Below are 17,533 nucleotides of genomic sequence, written 5' to 3' on the forward strand. Positions count from 1 at the left end.
GGTAACTCTGTGCACCGATACGACTATCCACTGTGACCAGGGCGTGGGCCATCGTCCGTCCGGCGCGCGCAGGCCGGGTGTCAGTGTTCCGACACCATCCGGGCGATGGGGCGAATGAGGCGTATCGGGAGGAACGCTAGGCGAGGGCGTCGATGACCGAGAATGCCCGCTCGGCGTCGGCGCGGATCGCCGCCCGGATGGCGGGTGCGGGCTCGCCCCGGGTGACCCGCCGCCGGATCTCGGCGTGCAGCGCGTGGTCGGCGGCCGCGATGACGGCGGCGGCCAGGCGGGAGCCGGACGGCAGGGCCTCGGCGAGGGCGTCCTCGGTGAGCTCGCGCAGCATCCGTACCCGGGCGAGCAGGGCCGGGCTCTCGTCGACGATCCGCCAGAACCGCTCCGCCCCGGGCCGCAGGCCGAGTGTCGGGTCGTCCCGGTCCAGCCGGCCGAGGAACGCGCGGCACACCGCGGCGGCCGGGCTCTCGCCGCCGGCCCGGTCGTGCACGGCCCGGGCGAGCCGCCGCACCACCTCGTCCTGGCGGTCGAAGAGCAGGTCCTCCTTGGTCGGGAAGTAGTTGAAGACCGTGTTCACCGACACGTTCGCGGCGCGGGCCACCTCGGCCACGGTGACCCGGTCGAACCCCTTCGCCAGGAACAGCTCCAGCGCGGAGTCGGCGATCGCGGTCCGGGTCGCCTGCTTCTTCTCGTCACGAAGGCCCACGCCCGAATCCTAGCGTCACCCAAAATTTGGAGTGACACCAAGTTTTTCGGTACGGTCGTCGCATGCCCATCGACTTCGGTATCTACCCGGGTGGTCTCTCCATCGCGGCCGACGGCCCGGCGGAGGACCCCCGGCGGATCAGCGCGGCCCTCGACGATCTGCACGGCGACCAGCCGTTCCTGGTGCGCGGCTACCTGCACTACAGCGACGCGTCGCCGGGTCTGCCCCAGGCGCCACCCGGCCCCGAGCGGTATGCGACCGGCCGCCGCCGCCTCGACCTGGTGCTGTGTTTCCGGGAGCCGGGGGAGGACCTGGCCGGCTGGCTCGGGTTCGTCCGCGAGCGGATCCGCCGGCACGCGGCGGTGCTGGCCAAGGTGCAGATCACCGAGGAGCCGGACAACGCCGGCCCGGGTGGTGACGGCGAGTTCCCGGCGGTGCGGCGGGCCCTGATCGAGGGGGTGCTCGCGGCCCGCGACGAGGTGGCCCGGCTCGGGGTGGACGTGCTGGTCGGCTGCAACTCGACGCTCGCCTTCGACCCCGGTCAGGCGTACTGGACCGGGCTCGGGCGGGCCGGCGGCGCCGAGTTCCGGGATGCGCTCGACTATGTCGGGCTGGACTTCTTCCCGGACGTCTTCCGGCCTGTCCCGGCCGGGTCGTTCGCCGGGACGGTCGCCGGGGTGCTCCGGCACTTCCGGGCGGAGAGCCTGGGCGCGGGCGGGATTCCCGGGTCGGTGCCGGTGCACGTCACCGAGCACGGGTGGCCGACCGCAAGCGGCCGGCCACCCGAACGTCAGGCCGAGGTGCTGGAGACCGTGGTGCGGGCCGTCGTCGCGGCCGCCGCCGAGCTGAACATCGACACCTACGAGCACTTCGCGCTCCGTGACGCCGACAGCGCCGTCGACGACCCGATGTTCCAGTTCGGCCTGATGACCTCGGACTACCGCCCGAAACCGGCCTTCGAGACCTATCGCAGCCTGATCAAGGAGCTGGCCGGCTGAGGACCGGCCGCGGCCTGATCACCGAACCGGGACGAGAGTCCATTGCAGGCCACCCCGGGGGTCGTGCCAGCTCCGTTCCGGCGCGGCACTGACCGGCGCCCGCAGCCGGACCGCGTCGGCCGCCCCCTGGGCGGACAGCAGCAGGTACCGCACCCCGTTGCCGGCCGGGTCGGCGACCGTGGCGGCGAAGTCCCGGTCCGGGGTGATCACGAACTGCCGTGGGCGGTCGCTGGCCAGCACCACACCGAAGGCGTAGGCCGCGTCGGTGAGGACCGCGCCGTCCGGCAGTTCCATCGCGTCCAGGTCGGCGGCCACCTGCCGGTTGACCAGGGTGAGCCCCCGGGTCCGGTCCGCGCCGTCGGCGGTGAACCACTCCGACTCCTCCCGGGCCAGCGCCGGCTGCCCGAGCGTGACCAGGGTGGCCGGGATCGAGATCAGGGCCGCGGCGAGCGCGACCGGCACGACCACCGGCCGGGGCCGGGCCGCGATCAGGTGCCCGGCCAGCAGCACGGTGAGCGGGATGACCGTGATGTGGAACCGCAGCCACCCGAACGACGTGCCGGACAGGAAGGCCAGCCCGTCGAACGCCAGCACCGACCCGAGGACCGTGAACGCGGCCAGCACCCGCGGATCGCGCCGCCGCCAGGCCATCGCCAGCGCCGCCGCCAGGACCAGCAGGAACAGCGGGGCCAGGCCGGCCATCTGCTGCACCCAGTAGCCGATCCGGCCGGGCAGGTCGTCGCCGGTCACCGAGCTGATCCCGGTGGCGTTCGCGGACACCTGGGCCGAGTTGCCGTACTGGGAGGAGAACGTGGCGAACCACTGCCCGACGATCAGTTTGCCGGCCAGCGCCCACAGGATCACCGCCAGCAGCCCGGGCAGCCCGGCGAGGACCGCGTCGGTGCGGGCCAGCGCGATCCGGCGGGGGCGGTCGCCGGGCGTACGGACGAAGGTGGTCAGGAAGACGAGAACCGGGACCGCGGCAGCCGGGGCGAGCGCCTCGTATCTCGCGCCGTAGGCGAGCCCGATGGCGAGGCCGAGCGGCACGAGTTGTTCGGCGCGGCCGTCGGCGAGCCAGATGACCAGCGCCCGCACCGCCAGCATCAGGCAGAGCAGGAAGCAGGCCTCGCTCATCCCGTTGCCGGAGTAGATGACGATCATCGGATGCAGCGCGAACGCGCCGGTCAGCACGAGCCGGGCGGTCCGCGGCACCTCCGAGCGGCGCAGCACGTCGTGCAGTACCGCGACGGTCGCCGTCATCAGCGCCGCCGAGACCAGCACCACGAGCAGGCCCTGCTGGGTGAGCGCCGGGAAGATCAGCCCGAGCGGCAGGAACGGCAGCAGGATCAGCGACGGCAGCGGGTTCCAGACGAAGCCGATGGCGGCCAGGTGCGGATCCCGGCTGAACAGCGTGTACCAGGCGTTCGCCACCCGGCTCGCCGAGTCGCCCGGCACGAGATCGCTCTGCCAGAACCACACCGCCATCGCGACATAGACAACGGCATAAAAGACAAAAGACCTTTTAGATGCCTTGACGGTACGGGTGAGGACGTCAACTGACATCAGCCGGCTCCTTGGCGGAAGGCAGGTGGAGGCCGTGCGTCGTCTTCTCCCAGTAGGACGGTTTGAACACGAGCTGCCAGGCCGCCTTGGCCCCGGCCAGGCTCATCATCGCCCAGTACCCGGGGGACAGCAGGGCCGTGCCGAGCAGGTCGGGCCGGTCCATCGTGCGGGCCGACAGCACGTTCAGATAGATCACCGTGGCGTTCCCGAAGACCAGGCAGATGACGCCCAGGTAGTAGAACGGCGGCACGAAGATCTCCTCCATGACCGGCGGCCGGTCCAGGAACCAGAGGATCGTGGTCGCCCACAGCACCGCGTTCAGCAGCGCGGCGAGCGGGGTGCCGCCGACGAACAGATTGAGGCAGAGGATCCCGCGCCAGCCGAGCTGCCGGGCGGTGGCCCGCGGTGACCGCAGATGCACCAGCCAGGTCATCAGGTAGCCCTTGTACCAGCGGCTGCGCTGCTTGATCCAGTTGATGAAGTCCGAGTTCGCCTCTTCGAGCGTGACCGAGTGCAGCACCCCGACCCGGTATCCGGAACGGGCCAGCCGGATGCCCAGATCGGCGTCCTCGGTCACGTTGTACGGATCCCACGCCCCGAGCTCACGCAGCTCCCGGGCCCGGAAGTGGTTGCTGGTGCCGCCCAGCGGGATCGGCATCCGCAGCGCCACCAGACCCGGCAGCAGCGACCGGAACCAGGTGGCGTACTCCAGCGCGAACCACTTGGTGATCCGGTTCTGGTCGACGTTGAAGTAGCCCAGCTCCGCCTGCAGGCACACATAGGACGAACCGAGCCGGCGCAGCGCCACCACCGCCCGGCGCAGTTGCAGCGGATCCGGGATGTCCTCGGCGTCGTAGATCGTCACGAACTCGCCGGTCGCCTGCTCCAGCCCGACGTTGCAGGCCTTCGGCTTGGTCTTCGGCTGCGACTCGGGCACCACCAGGATCCGTACGTGATCGGCGGTCGCCACCGCCTCGGCGGCCTCGATGGTCTCCCGGTCGTCCTCCTCCAGCAGCAGGATGATCTCCAGTTTGCCGGCCGGGTACTCCAGCGCGCCCAGATGGGACATCAGCAGCCCGATCACCGACGGCTCCCGGTAGGCGGGCACCAGCACGGTGTAGACCGGCAGCTCGTGGTCGGGAACCGCGCGGGCCTCCTCGTCGCTGACCCGGATCAGGTGCTCGCCCCGGGTCGACGCCCACACCAGCACCACCCGGAAGACGATCGCCGCGCCGTAGGCGACGGTCACGATCGCCACCACGGTCTGGAGCACCGCCATCGGCCGCAGCACCGCCCACACCGTGATCAGGACGAGTCCCACGATCAGGCCGGCCCGCTGCATCCGGGACAGCACGACCCGGGCCGAGAAATCCGCGCTCATCGGGCGCTGCCCAGCAGGACCACGGCCATCGCCACCAGCGCGGCCAGCGCGAACCGGCCCCGCGGAAGATACTGCCGGACGGTCGTGACCGGGGCGGGCGCCGGCGACCAGCGGGTCACGAAGACCGCGACGGTCAGCGCCAGCACCACGTCGGTGAAGACCGGCAGCCGCGCCACCTCGAACGCGGCCGGGCCGAACAGGCGGCCGGTGAGCAGCACGGCCAGCACCGAGCCGACCGTGACCGCGGCCAGCGCCAGCGCCGCCACCGCGGCCCGGGCCAGCGCCTTGACGCCCGGTCCGAACAGGACGACCGCGCTGATCAGCAGACACGCCACTCCGCCGGCCAGGGCCAGGCCGGGCAACTGCTGCGCGGGCAGCAGCAACTCGGCGCCCTGATGTGCGGTGACCAGGCCGCCCCCGCTGCTGGTCGGCCCGGACGGGCGGCCGAGCAGGGTGACCACCGCCCGGATGCCGGCGTCCACCGACTCGCGGACGGCCGGCGCGATCCCGGCGATCGCGAGCAGCGGCAGCAGCAGCGCCCAGCGCAGCCGGGCCACGGTACGCGTGCCGACCAGCAGGATCGCCGCGCCGGCCAGGAACGACAGCGCCGCCGGAACCAGCCAGCCGTCGGCCGGCATGAGCAGCAGCAGGGTCGCGCCGGCGGTCAGGAACACCGTGGCCAGCAGCCCGTCCACCTGCCGGTCGTGCACGTCGGGCTCGGAGCTGGACGGCCGGATCCGGCTCGCGGTCAGCGCGGCCGCGGCGGCCACCGGGATCAGCAGCGGCACCCCGGCGCCCCGGCTCCACAGCCCGTCCCACACGTCCGCGGCGAGCGCCGGGAACGCCACCGCGGTCAGCCCCACGGCGATCAGCAGCCGGGTGGCGACCGCCCGGCGCACCGCCACCACCAGACCGCCCGCGCCGGCCGGAGCGCCGTACACCCAGTTGCTGGTGACCGCGTAGCGCAGCATGAACACCACCACGATGGCCAGCACGTTCGCTTCCAGGTAGTGCAGCCCGGCCAGTTGCACGAGCCCGTAGAGCAGGCCCAGGTGAACCGGCGTGAGCGTGTTGTTGAGCAGCAGGAACCGGCCGAACCGGCGTCGCCTGGCGTGCTCCCCGGGTGGCATCACCAGGTTGTCGATGACCGCGAAGTTCCACACGATCGCCACCTGGACGGCCAGGAACGCGGCGAGCAGGTACGGCAGCCCGGCGACCTCGCCGAGCGCCCACAGCGCCGCCGAGTTGACCGCCGTGCCGACCGCCCCGGCCAGCGCGAACCCGGCCAGCCGGCCCAGCGGCGACACCGGATGACGGGCCGCGGCGAGCCGCAGCAACGACAGGTGCCGCAGGTAGCGCACACCCTCCCGCAGCGACGCCTTGCTCTCCCCGGCCTGCCGCGGCTGGAACGTGTACGGCACCTCGGTGATCTGCCGCATCCGGCCGCGGACCACGACCTCCAGCAGGATCTTGTACCCGTTCGGCCGCAACGACGAGGTGTCGAGCGCGTCCCGGCGTACCGCGAAGAATCCGCTCATCGGGTCGGTGACCGCCCGCAGCCGGACCGGAAAGAAGATCTTGGCAAGGGTGCCGGAGGCGCGCGAGACGATGCGCCGGAAGGCGCCGCCGAGACCGGTCACCCGGCCGCGGGTGCGGTAGCGGCTGGCGACGACCGCGTCGGCCTGGTCGACCTGCCCGGCGGCCAGCAGTTCGGGCACCGTCGCCGGCGGATGTTGCAGGTCACCGTCCATCACCACGACCCACGGCGCGAGCGCCGCATCCAATCCGGCGGTCACCGCACCCCCGAGGCCTCCGGTCCGTTCGCCTCGCGGCCGATGCAGCAGCCGTACGCCCTCCGGGTCCGACTCGGACAGGGCGGTGATGACCTCCGGGGTGTGGTCGTCGCTGTCGTCGACGAAGACGATCTCGCTGGGGGTGGCGCCGAGCGCGGCACGCAGTTGCTCGACCAGGGGCCGTACGTTGTCCGCCTCGTTGCGGGTGGGCACGACGACGGTGACCGCCGGCGGTGCTTTCAGCCGGACTGGGATTACCTCCACCATTACGGGATCTCCCTCTGGGACGTGAATCGTGCTACCGCTCCGCCGCCCGCCTCGTAGTACTCGACGACGACGGTGTGCTCACCGGCTGCGACCTCGACGTCGGCGGTGAAGGTGGTGGGGCCGTGATCGGACCAGCCGTCGACGACCGTGACGCCGTCGAGCAGCACCCGGATCCCGTCGTCGCCGGTCGCCGCGAACCGGTACGTGCCGGCCGCCCAGTCGGCGGTGCGGGTCCAGCGGGCCGAGAACCCGTCGGCGGGGACGGCCGCTCCGGGGCTGCCGTCGCCCCAGTCGAACGCGACCGCGTCGTCCGACCTGGTCAGCACCGGGGTGCCGGACAGTTCGCGGTTGTCGAAGTACTCGGCGGCCCAGGTGTCGACCGGCCCGACGTCACCGACGCGTTCGTAGCCGAACCGGGCGATGGCGCCGCCGCCGTTCTCGAAGTACTCGACCCGGATCTGGTGGGGGCCGTCGAACAGCAGCCGGTCGGTGCTGAACGTGTCGTTCTGGTTGACCCACTTGTCGACGATCGGGACGCCGTCCAGCCAGACCCGGATGCCGTCGTCGCTCTGGCCGGCGAACCGGTAGATGCCGGCCGGCAGGGTGTCGGTGCGGGTCCAGCGGGCCGAGAAGCCGTCGGCGGGCAGGCCTGCGGCGGGTGCGCCGCCACCCCAGTCGAAGCCGATCGTGCTGTCCTGCCGGGTCAGCGCGGGCGCACCGGCCAGGTCCATGCCGGTGAAGTACTCGGCCGTCCAGTCCGGTGGATCGGCTGCCTCGGCGGTCTGCCGGAAGGCGAGTTTCGCCACCGCGTCGCCGCCGTTCTCGTAGTACTCCATCACCACCGTGTGCGGCCCGCCGCCGAGCAGCGTGGTCCGGGTGTGCGCGGTGGCGCCGGAGTCGGCCCACGCGTCGATGATCCGCTGACCGTCCACGGTGACCCGGACACCGTCGTCGGCGGTGGCGACGAACTCGTAGTCACCCGGGGCGAGGCTGAGCGTGCGGGTGTACCGGGCGACGAAGTGGTCCGGGCTGATCGCCGGGTCCGGTGAGCCGAGCGCCCAGTCGTTGTCGACGTTCGGCTCGGCCCGGGTCAGGGCCGGCGTGGTGGACGGCACGGTCGGCGCGGAGCCGGCGCCCGGGGTGTTCCAGTACTCGGCCTTCCACTCGCTTCCGGGCTGGTCGATCGAGGCCGCCCAGTCCAGTTTGGCCATCGCGTCGCCACCCTCGTCGAAGTACTCGAGGGTGATCGTGTGGACGCCCTCGCCCAGGTCGCCGATCCAGTCGTAGGCGGTGCCGGACTGGCCCTGCCACTTGTCGAGCACCAGCTGCCGGTCCACGTAGAGCCGGACGCCGTCGTCGGAGACCGTGGTGAACCGGTAGCGGCCGGCCGGGAAGTGCTGCTTCTTGGTCCACCGGGCGGAGAACTCGTTCGGCGGCACCGCCGGATCCGGGGCGGCCTCCCCCCAGACGAAGTCGATCCGCGGGTCGCTGCGGGTCAGCACCGGGGCCCCGGCCAGGTTCTTGTTGTCGTAGAAGGTGGCGGTGAACGGCGCCGACGGCACATAGGTGGCCGTGTACGTGGTGTCCGCCTGCGGGGTGGTGATCGTGTGCCGGATGCTCTTCCCGTCCGACCAGCCCTGGAACTGGTAGACCGTGCCGTCGGCAGCCACGGCGGTCGGTGGCGCGTACAGCTCCCGTTTGAAGTTCTCCACGCCGAGCACCTCGTGCGGCGTCTCCACCGGCACCCCGTCGAGATAAGCGGTCAGGCCCGGCGGGCTGGTCGCGACCGTGAACGTGGTGGTGAGCGGCCGGATCTCGATCGACTTGGCGGTGCTCAGCCCGTTGTCGTCGGTGGCCGTCACCTTGATCTCGTACCAGGTGTCGGCCGACGACTCGCCGGTGTCCGGGATGGTGAACTGCCCGGCCCGGCCGGTCAGCGGCCCGGCGAACGGGTGGATGTGGGTGTGGTGGTGCAGGATCACCGTGGTCTTGATCCGGTTGTCGTCCAGGTCGAACCCGGCCGCGTCCTGCGCGAACGCGTTGTAGGTGAGCACGTCGCCGGCGCGGTAGGTGGACTCGTCGGCCGGCACCGCGATGGTCACCGTCGGCGCGATGCCGACCTGGATGATCAGCGGGACCGCGGCGGCTGAATCACCCCCGCTGTCGGTGACGGTCAGTGTGGCCGTGTAGACGCCGATGTCCTGGTAGGTGTGCACCGGGTTCGGGCCGGTGCCGGCCGTGCCGTCGCCGAAGTCCCAGGCGTAGGTCAGCGGGTCGCCGTCCGGGTCGATGCTGCCCGCGCTGGAGAAGTTCACCGTCAGCGGGTTCAGTCCCTTGTCGACGTCGGACGTCGCGTTCGCCGTGGGGGTGTGGTTGCCCAGGCTGTAGGTGACCTTGTAGATCCGCCCCGGGATGTAGGTCAGGTAGTAGAGGTCGCCCTCCGGCCCCACCTTCAGGTCGACGACCGCCCCCGCCTGCGCGTCGAAGTCGTGCACCGACGTCGCGTTGCCGTTCTCGTCGAGCACCGCCCGCTTGATGAAACCCTTCGCGTAGTCGGCGAAGAACAGGTTGCCCTGATACTCGGGCGGGAAGACGGCGCCCCGGTAGACCGGGCCGCCGGTGGCCGCCGCGCTCTCCCCGTCGTGGGCGTACACGTGGATCGGGTCGATGAACCCCGCGCAGTTCGCGGTGCACATGCCCTCCTTGAGCGGCCACCCGTAGTTGCCGCCCTTGACGATGTGGTTGACCTCCTCCCACGTGTAGTCGCCGACGTCGCCGCCGTACAACTCACCGGTCAGGCTGTCGAACTGGAACCGCCACGGGTTGCGGAAGCCGTACGCCCAGATCGCCTGCTCCTTCCCGGCCTGCCCGTAGAACGGGTTGTCGGCCGGGATGGAGCCGTCCTTGTTGATCCGCAGGATCTTGCCGTGCGGATTGGAGAGGATCTGCGCGTTGCTGGAGTAGCCGTTGTCGCCGACGGCGAAGTACATCTTGCCGTCCGGCCCGAACCGGATGCTCCCGCCCACGTGCAGGTGCTGGGAGAGCGACTCGGTCTTGAAGATCTCGAACGGCCCGTCGGTGCCGACGTCGCCCGACGCGTCGAACCGGACCAGGCGATTGTGTAGGTCGAGACCGGTGTAATAGAAGTACACGTAGTGGTTCGAGACCCCGAAATCCGGGTCGAACGCGATGCCGATGAGACCGCGGTCCCCGGTCGGTTCGGACGGCAGCACCGCGAACGGCGTGGCCAGCAGATGACCGTCCTTGAAGACCTTGATGACCCCGGCCCGCTCCAGGATGAAGATCCGCCCGTCCGGGGCGATCTCGAAGCCGGAGGGCTCGTTCAGGTCGGCGCCGACGACGAGCGAGGTCTGAAAATCGGGGGGCGGGGCGGCGGACACGGGTGTGCCGGCGCAGAGGGAGAAAAGGATCAGGACCAGAAGCGCTGTCGCCGCTCTCACAGGTCCTGAACCTATGGGCCGATCGTTGCGGTCCAGATGCCCCGGTCTGAAACCGTAGTGACACTCGTGATTCCGGGCTGTTTCTCATCCCGGCCAATGAGTCCAATATGGAAATGGATCACCGGCGACGGCCGGTGATCCATTTCCGATACGTTATTGAATGGGTACGTCCACGTAGGATCCGCCACCGATGGTGATGGAATCCCCCGATTCGTTCTCGTCGTAGTAGAGCGGGTCGACGGTGTCCGTCACGAGGGTCAGCGAGTGCCCGGCCGGAAGGTCGTAAGCGGTCGCCGGGAACGTGACGTCGACCGCCCGGTTTCCCGGCCCGGAGAGCCACGTCACCGGGGCGTGCGTGATCAGCTTGGCGTTGCCGACCAGATCCAGGTCGTAGAGGTAGGCCACCACGGTCCCGGTCGAGGCCGTGCCGGACAGTTCCAGGTGGACGCTCGCCTTGCCACGGATCAGCAGGTCCGAGGACGGCCGCTCGGCCGCCCAGACGCCGGCCCGGCCACGGTCCACGAACGGCAGCCAGACCGACGGCTGCTGGCCGGTGATCGCCGCGGCCCCGTTGGAGATCAGCACGATCCCGCCGTTGGCGATGGTGTCCTTGTCGGCCGGGAGCGTCTTGGTCCAGCCGGAGCTGACCGCGCCGCCGAGCAGGCCGGTGCCGTCCAGCGTGCGGATCCTGCCGAGGCCGTACCGGCGGGTCGAGGTGGCCTGGGCGGACCAGGTCGGGTACGACTCGGCGGCGGCGTTCAGCGGCTTCAGATAGATCGGGTTCGCCGCGGTCGTGCCGGTGGCCAGGTGCGCGTCGAGCCACGAGTAGAGGCTCGTCCACACCTCGTTGGGCAGGCCCAGCACGCCGGTCAGCTCGGCGATGGCGTGGTCGCCGGGGCGCAGTTCGAGCCGCTTCGGGGTGGTCAGCTTGCCGTAGAAGTCGACCAGCTGGTTCGGCGGGAAGAACGTGTCGCCCCAGCCGTTGGCGATCAGCACCGCCGGGTTGTTCGCATTGATCCGGTCGAGATAGGTGGCGGCGGACCGGACCTTCGCCCACGCCATCACGTCGCCGACGTTCACGTTCGCGTTGAAGTCGTCCATGTTGCCGGTCAGCTCGGCGCTCGGCTTGCCGACGATCTGCGCGGCCAGCTCCAGCAGCCCGGCCGACTGGCGGTGCCGGGTCTGGTCGGCGTAGAGCGAGTAGACCAGGTCGGTCCATCCACTGAGCACGCCGACCGCCCGGATCCGGCTGTCGAAAGCCGCCCCGAGCAGGCTGATCCCGGCGCCGTAGGAGATGCCGGCGGCCCCGATCCGGGCCGGGTCGGCGGCGGTGTTCGCGATCGTCCAGTCGACCACCTTGGTCAGGTCGGCCATGTCCTTCGGCCCGGCGGTGTCGATCTCTCCACCGGACAGCCACCAGCCGCGCGGCGTGTACGACACCACGACGTACCCGCGCCCGGCCAGCACCTTGGCCTGGGCCAGGTACTCCAGGTCGTTGAGGCCCCAGCTGGACGGCAGGATCACCGCCGGGTGCCGCCCGCTCGCCGAGGGCGCGATGACGTTGGCCTTGAGTGCGACCCCGCCCTCGCCGGTGATCTCGACGGCCTTGAATCCGGTCGTGCCGACGGCGGCGTGGGCCGGCGAGGGGATGGTCAAAGTGGTCGCGGCCAGGGCGAAGGCAGCGATCAGTGTGGTCAAGCGACGAAGCGCCATCAACACTCCTCGATGGAGGGGAGCGAACGTGGCGGCAGCGTAGGAATCGGTTCCGAGAATTTGAAGATGGTGACATTCTCGTTACCGGCTAGTAACGTAACTCGTCGGTAGCTAAGGGGGTAACAGGTGCTCTACGGAACCCCGACAGCACGTCGACGTGACGCCCAGCGCAACCGCGCGGCCATCCTGGAGGCCGCGAGCGAGGTGCTGGCCCAGGAGGGCGCCGTCGCCCTGATGCCCGAGATCGCCAGGCGAGCCGGCATCGGGCAGGCCACTCTCTACCGCCACTTCGCCGACCGGCAGGCGCTCACCGCCGCCGTCCTCACCTATCAACTGGAGATCATGGAAGCCCGGGTGGCCGCCCACTCCACGCACCCGGCCGGCTTCCGCGACCTGCTCCGCGAGACCCTGCACTCCCAGATCGAGCTGCGCGGCCTGGTCAAACTGGTGCGCCGTTTCGACCTCGGGCTGCAGGAGCGGTACCGGCAGCGGGTGATCGCCGCCTTCGCCGCGCCGCTGAGCCGGGCCCGCGACCACGGGCACGTCCGCGCCGACCTGGTCCCCGAAGACCTGTCCCTGCTGTTCACCATGGTGCAGGGGGTGGCCGAGGCGACCGACGACGTACGGGCCGCCCGCGCCGCCGCCGACCGCGCCGTCGACCTCGTCCTGGACGGTGTCTTCCTCCCGGAGCTCAGGACCCCCGGGGGCCTGCCGATCAACCCCGCGGTGGGAGAGAGCAGCGGAACGGGGTGACGACGCGATGCGCGGTCCAGTGGTCGACGAGATCAGCGTGTCCGAGCGTGCCGAACTGGAACGGCAGACCCGAGTCCTGCTCTCCACCATCGAGGCCCAGCGAGCCGTCACCGCCGCCGCCCACGACCGCGACCAGGCGCTGCGGGTAGTCGCCGAACAGGTGATGGGCACGTTCCCGGCGGCCACCGGCGCGGCCGTCGAACTGCTCTCCGGCGACGTCGCCGGAGCCGGAAGCCTGACCGGTGTGCGGTCCGTGTGCGTGGCGCCACTGCACAGCGGTGACACCCCGGTCGGTGTGATCCGGGTGGTCAGCGGCGCGGACGGCGCCTTCGACGAGGTCGACGCCCGCCACCTGGAACTGCTGGCGGCCAGCCTGACCGCAGCCCTGCTGCACGTCGACGACTACGCCCGCAACGCCACCCTGCTCGCCGAGCGGACCGCCGCGCTGGAAGCCCTGGAGCTCAGCGTCACCGCGCAACGCGCGGCCGACGCCCGGTTGCACCAGCAGGCCGCGCTCCTCAAGCTGATTCCGGCAGCCGTGATCGTACGGCGGATCGACGGCACCATCCTCTGGTGGAACAACGGCGCCCAGCAGCTGTACGGCTGGACCTCCGAGGCCGCCCGCGGCCGGCGCACCCACCGCCTGTTCAGCACCGTCTTCGAGAGCGGCTCGGCGACCGAGCAGCAGGCCGCGCTGGAGGGCGACGGCCACTGGGACGGCCAGATGCAGCACCTCACCGCCTCCGGCCGGGTCGTCACCGTGCTCAGCCGTCAGGTCGTCCACCGGCCCGCCGACGGCGACGTCGAGGTCCTGGAGATCAACACCGACGTGACCGCGGCCCGCGCCGCCGAACAGGCCCTCGCCGTGAACGAACAGCGGTTCCGGGCCCAGTTCACCCACTCGGCGGTGGGCCAGGTGATCCGCGCCCTGGACGGCTCGCTGATCGCCGTCAACAAGGCGTTCGCCCGGATGCTCGGCCGCCGCGTCGAGGACATGGCCGGCCGCGTCATGGACGCCGAACTCCTGGACGCCGGCGATCTCGCGTACGCCCACAACGAGATCGCCGGGCTGTTCGCCGGGGACGCCGCCTTCTACACCCACGAGACCCGGCTCCGGCACGCCGACGGGCACTGGGTCGACGTCGAGGCCACCGTCTCCCTGGTCCGCGACTCCCAGGACCGCCCACGGCACCTCATCGTGGTGGCCACCGACATCTCCCAGCGCCGGATCGCCGAACGTGCCCGCGACCACGCCGCCGCCGCCCTCGCCGAGCGCAACACCGCCCTCGAAGTCGCCAACCAGCTCAAACTCGACATCATCGGGATGCTCGGGCACGAGATCAGCAACCCGCTGTCGGCCATCCTCGGCTACAGCGACCTGCTCGCCGACGACGTGGAGGCGGACTCACCGGCGGCCACGGCGGTCACCGTGATCAGCCGGCAGGCGCAGCGGCTCGACGAGATAGTCCGCGAGGTGCTGTCCATGGTCAGCATCGACGCCGGCAACCTCAGCGCCGTCCGCGGCGAGGTCTCCCTGCACGCCGGGATCACGAGCGCGCTGGAGAGCACCGGCAACAGCCACGTCCCGGTGACCGGGCCGGACGTCACCCTGCGCTTCAACCCCGGCCACCTCCAGCAGGTCCTGGTCAACCTGCTCGCCAACGCGGCCGAATACGCCGGTGGCGCCACCGCCGTCCGGATCGGCACGGCCGCCGGCGGCCGGGTGCTGCTCAGCGTCGAGGACCGCGGCCCTGGCGTCCCGGAGGAGTTCCGGCCGCGCCTGTTCGACCGGCTCACCCGGGCCGGACGCGACGCCGGTTCGGTCCGCGGCACCGGCCTGGGCCTCTACATCGTCCGCAGCCTGGCCCGCGCCAACCACGGCGAGGTACGGCACGAGTCGCACCCCGCCGGCGGTTCGATCTTCACCCTCGAGGCGGAGTCGGTCTGACCCCTCCTCGCCGACCCCTCGTCTCTTGTCGGCTCGTCTCTTGTCGGCGCTCCTCGCCGGCCGGTCAGAAGACGACGCTCCAGCCCTCGCGCCGCCCCTGGCCGGCCGTCCACGCCACGCCGTCCACCTTCAGCCCGCGAGCGTCCAGCAGGGTGAGCGTCCCGCCGCCGTTGCCCAGCTGCACCGGGGGCGCCACGGCCAGCTGAACCGCCGCCCCGGGCGCCAGCTCCCCGGCCAGCGGCTGCCGGCTGCCGGCCCCGTTCACCAGCGACCAGCCGGTCAGATCGATCCGGCCCGGCGACGCGTTCAGCAGCGTGACCGTCTCCGCCTCCGGCGCCGGGCCGGGCGGATTGACCAGCGCGGCCACTATCCGTACCAGATGATCCGGCTCGGACGGCGACGGCCGCGGCGCCGGACCGGCGTCGGGCAGCTCAGCCACCGGATGCCCGGTGATGTCGTCGGTGTGCATCACCTGCGACTGGAAGGCCAGGAAGATCGCCACCCAGGTGTCCGGGCCCGGGAAGTGCAGCAGCAACGCCCCGTCCTGGAAGACGCCGTTGTCACCGGCGAACCTCCCGCGGTTGCCCTGGTTCATGTGCACGTCATGGACGCCGTTGCCGGGCCGGAAACCGAAGATCTTGTCCGCCGTGGGCTCCGGCCCCCACGCCTCGCCGAACACGTAGGCCCGCGCCTCCGGATCACCGAGCGCCTTCTGCACGTAGTGATCCAGGAATTCGCCGAGATCATTGTCCGGGCCGGGCTTCGTGGCCGGCGCCGGGCGCATCGCGAACCGGTCGAAGAGGTTTCCGCGGATGAAGTCGATCGCCACGCCGCCGCGCCGGCTCTCCACCTCGGTGAAACCCTCCGGAAGCCGCCCGGCCTGCTCCAGGATCGGATGATCGAAATTGTCGACCCCCAGGTACAGGAGATCCGGCGGCGCCAGCTGGGAACGCACGTTGACCGCCGCTCGGTAATCGACGCCGGCCGCCCGCAAATGAATCTGATAATGAGGTGTGTCATCGGTCTCGATGCGGCGGTCGATGACGGCCGCACGCAGAACCCCGTAACGCTTCAACGGCATGCCCGGATTGGACACCCGGGCATATTCGCAGTCAACGAACGATTCGGAAACTGTTCTCGTCAATTACCGGACAGCGTGGATTCCCTGCATGGATCGTGATCTCCCTGGGAATCCTCACAGCCGGCACCGGTAGCCTGGTGCCTTCGTCTCTTCGTGAAGGAGTTGATGTCCGCCGTGGGCGGATACGGCTGGCAAGTTGTCCTGGTCGTGGTGCTGGTGCTGCTCAACGCGGTGTTCTCGGGAAGCGAGATGGCTCTCATCTCGCTGCGGGAGAGCCAGTTGCAGCGTCTCGAGCGGCAGTCCCGCACCGGAAGGACCCTCGCCAAGCTGGCGCGGGACCCCAACCGGTTCCTGGCCACCATTCAGATCGGCATCACCCTGGCGGGTTTCCTCGCCTCGGCTGCCGCGGCGGTGTCACTGGCACAGCCGCTCATCGAGCCGCTCAGCTTCCTCGGCAGCGCCGCGGAGCCCGTCTCGATCATCCTCGTCACCATCGTCCTGACGTTCTTCACCCTGGTCGTGGGCGAGCTCGCCCCCAAGCGCATCGCCATGCAGCGGGCCGAGGGCTGGGCGATGCTGGTGGCCCGCCCGCTGGACGTGCTGGCGACCATGTCCCGGCCGGTGATCTGGCTGCTCGGCAAAGCCACCGACCTGGTCGTCCGCCTCGCCGGCGGCGACCCCGGCGCGGGCCGTGAGGAGGTGAGCACCGAGGAGATCCGTGACATGGTCGCCGCCCAGCAGGACATCACCGCCGAGCAGCGCACCATCATCAGCGGCGCCTTCGAGATCGCCGACCGGATCCTGCGGGAGATCCTCATCCCGCGCCGCGACGTGCTGATCCTCCCGGCCGACCTGCCCGCCCCCGAGGCTCTGGCCCGGCTCGTCAAGGGCGGCCACTCGCGGGCCCCGGTCACCGGCGCCATGGGCCTCGACGACGTGCTCGGCGTCGTCCACCTGCGTGACCTGATCACCGCCGGCGGCCTGGTCCGGGACCACATGTTCGAGCCGCTGTTCCTCCCCGAGACGCTGAAGGTGTCCGACGCCATGCGCCAGCTGCGCGGCCAGCGGCAGCAGTTCGCCCTGGTCGTCGACGAGCGCGGCGCCATCGACGGCATCGTCACCATGGAGGACCTGGTCGAGGAGGTCGTCGGCGAGATCTACGACGAGAGCGACCGGGACGTGCAGTCGGTGATCCACGAGGAGGACGGGGCGATGCTGCTGCCGGGCACCTTCCCGATCCACGACCTGCCGGACATCGGCGTCGACATCGAGGAGACCGACGCCGGCGACTACACGACGGTGGCCGGCCTGGCGCTGGCCCGTCTCGGCCACATCCCGACGGTGCCGGGCGAGACGGTCCGCATCGACGGGCACACGGCTGAGGTGGTCGAGATCACCGGGCGGGCGATCACCAAGATCCGGTTGCGCCCGCTGTCCACACAACAGACCGAAGAGGAAGCCACGGTCTAGCCCCCAAAGGTGTCTGAGCTACGGCTAGCCGTAGCTCAGACACCTTTTCACCGTCGACATGGGGGTGGATTTGGGCATATTTCCGATGCACCCCACTTCGTTTCTGCCGCAAACGGGCGACGAGATGCGGGCCCGAGTCCGGGAATGTCGTATTCGCGTAGAATCCGCCCACGAAGAGCCTTGTAGATCTTGCACGGTTCTCCTCGCTCAACTTTCGCACTTTGTGAACCGCTGCCCGGCCCCGCCTCCGCAGATCACACCGGTCGCGGACGTCAGCCCCGGCAGTATTGCGACTGCATGCCGGCCGACAGTGACGCAAGATCCATCGCTGCGGCAGGATCCGCCGGCGACGACTCGTCCGCGTTCCCTGTTCCGGCGATGGCGGTG

Annotated in this window: 11 protein-coding genes; 4 read left to right on the top strand and 7 right to left on the bottom strand. The window is 70.7% G+C overall.

Annotated features, from left to right (window positions below):
• Window positions 1-136: 136 nt before the first annotated feature.
• A complete protein-coding gene (locus AB0E94_RS33760; RefSeq protein ID WP_360334891.1) occupies window positions 137-718 on the bottom strand; it encodes a TetR family transcriptional regulator in 582 nt (193 codons plus the stop codon).
• Between the two features lie 62 nt (window positions 719-780).
• Here AB0E94_RS33760 and AB0E94_RS33765 point away from each other — a divergent pair, with 62 nt between their 5' ends.
• On the top strand, window positions 781-1,716 hold the full coding sequence (locus tag AB0E94_RS33765; RefSeq protein WP_360334894.1) for a hypothetical protein: 936 nt from the start codon (window positions 781-783) through the stop codon (window positions 1,714-1,716).
• A gap of 18 nt (window positions 1,717-1,734) precedes the next feature.
• Here the strand turns inward: AB0E94_RS33765 and AB0E94_RS33770 are convergent, their stop codons facing one another.
• The 5 genes from AB0E94_RS33770 to AB0E94_RS33790 form a co-directional block, all read right to left on the bottom strand.
• A complete protein-coding gene (locus AB0E94_RS33770) occupies window positions 1,735-3,279 on the bottom strand; it encodes a hypothetical protein (RefSeq protein WP_360334897.1) in 1,545 nt (514 codons plus the stop codon).
• Window positions 3,269-4,660: a glycosyltransferase gene (locus tag AB0E94_RS33775; protein ID WP_360334900.1), complete on the bottom strand. Its 1,392-nt coding sequence runs from the start codon at window positions 4,658-4,660 to the stop codon at window positions 3,269-3,271. Before AB0E94_RS33775 ends, AB0E94_RS33770 begins: the two co-directional genes overlap by 11 nt.
• A complete protein-coding gene (locus AB0E94_RS33780) occupies window positions 4,657-6,720 on the bottom strand; it encodes a glycosyltransferase family 2 protein (RefSeq protein ID WP_360334902.1) in 2,064 nt (687 codons plus the stop codon). Before AB0E94_RS33780 ends, AB0E94_RS33775 begins: the two co-directional genes overlap by 4 nt.
• Window positions 6,720-10,181, bottom strand: a complete 3,462-nt coding sequence (locus tag AB0E94_RS33785) for a PA14 domain-containing protein (RefSeq protein WP_360334904.1) — start codon at window positions 10,179-10,181, stop codon at window positions 6,720-6,722. Before AB0E94_RS33785 ends, AB0E94_RS33780 begins: the two co-directional genes overlap by 1 nt.
• 153 nt (window positions 10,182-10,334) lie before the next feature.
• Window positions 10,335-11,894: a CocE/NonD family hydrolase gene (locus AB0E94_RS33790; RefSeq protein ID WP_360334906.1), complete on the bottom strand. Its 1,560-nt coding sequence runs from the start codon at window positions 11,892-11,894 to the stop codon at window positions 10,335-10,337.
• Between the two features lie 126 nt (window positions 11,895-12,020).
• Between AB0E94_RS33790 and AB0E94_RS33795 the strand changes: the two genes are divergently transcribed.
• Both AB0E94_RS33795 and AB0E94_RS33800 read left to right on the top strand, forming a co-directional pair.
• Complete coding sequence (locus tag AB0E94_RS33795; RefSeq protein ID WP_360334908.1) at window positions 12,021-12,647, top strand: helix-turn-helix domain-containing protein; 627 nt, start codon at window positions 12,021-12,023, stop codon at window positions 12,645-12,647.
• Window positions 12,648-12,654: 7 nt separating this feature from the next.
• The gene (locus AB0E94_RS33800; RefSeq protein WP_360334910.1) at window positions 12,655-14,595 is read left to right on the top strand and encodes a PAS domain-containing sensor histidine kinase; all 1,941 of its coding nucleotides are present in this window, start codon (window positions 12,655-12,657) and stop codon (window positions 14,593-14,595) included.
• Between the two features lie 64 nt (window positions 14,596-14,659).
• Here the strand turns inward: AB0E94_RS33800 and AB0E94_RS33805 are convergent, their stop codons facing one another.
• Window positions 14,660-15,676: a DUF2278 family protein gene (locus AB0E94_RS33805; RefSeq protein ID WP_360334912.1), complete on the bottom strand. Its 1,017-nt coding sequence runs from the start codon at window positions 15,674-15,676 to the stop codon at window positions 14,660-14,662.
• A gap of 165 nt (window positions 15,677-15,841) precedes the next feature.
• Between AB0E94_RS33805 and AB0E94_RS33810 the strand changes: the two genes are divergently transcribed.
• Window positions 15,842-17,146 (top strand): hemolysin family protein, encoded by a 1,305-nt coding sequence (locus AB0E94_RS33810; protein ID WP_360334914.1) that lies wholly within the window; start codon window positions 15,842-15,844, stop codon window positions 17,144-17,146.
• Window positions 17,147-17,533 lie beyond the last annotated feature (387 nt).

The sequence above is a fragment of the Actinoplanes sp. NPDC026670 genome (assembly GCF_040638175.1).
In the GTDB taxonomy this organism is placed as follows: domain Bacteria; phylum Actinomycetota; class Actinomycetes; order Mycobacteriales; family Micromonosporaceae; genus Actinoplanes.

Bases quoted from the DNA above. Each gene is read 5' to 3' on its own strand.
- AB0E94_RS33805 (WP_360334912.1), bottom strand. From the start codon at position 15,676: ATGCCGTTGAAGCGTTACGGGGTTCTGCGTGCGGCCGTCATCGACCGC.
- AB0E94_RS33780 (WP_360334902.1), bottom strand. From the start codon at position 6,720: ATGGTGGAGGTAATCCCAGTCCGGCTGAAAGCACCGCCGGCGGTCACC.
- AB0E94_RS33810 (WP_360334914.1), top strand. From the start codon at position 15,842: ATGTCCGCCGTGGGCGGATACGGCTGGCAAGTTGTCCTGGTCGTGGTG.
- AB0E94_RS33775 (WP_360334900.1), bottom strand. From the start codon at position 4,660: ATGAGCGCGGATTTCTCGGCCCGGGTCGTGCTGTCCCGGATGCAGCGG.
- AB0E94_RS33765 (WP_360334894.1), top strand. From the start codon at position 781: ATGCCCATCGACTTCGGTATCTACCCGGGTGGTCTCTCCATCGCGGCC.
- AB0E94_RS33770 (WP_360334897.1), bottom strand. From the start codon at position 3,279: ATGTCAGTTGACGTCCTCACCCGTACCGTCAAGGCATCTAAAAGGTCT.
- AB0E94_RS33800 (WP_360334910.1), top strand. From the start codon at position 12,655: ATGCGCGGTCCAGTGGTCGACGAGATCAGCGTGTCCGAGCGTGCCGAA.
- AB0E94_RS33790 (WP_360334906.1), bottom strand. From the start codon at position 11,894: ATGGCGCTTCGTCGCTTGACCACACTGATCGCTGCCTTCGCCCTGGCC.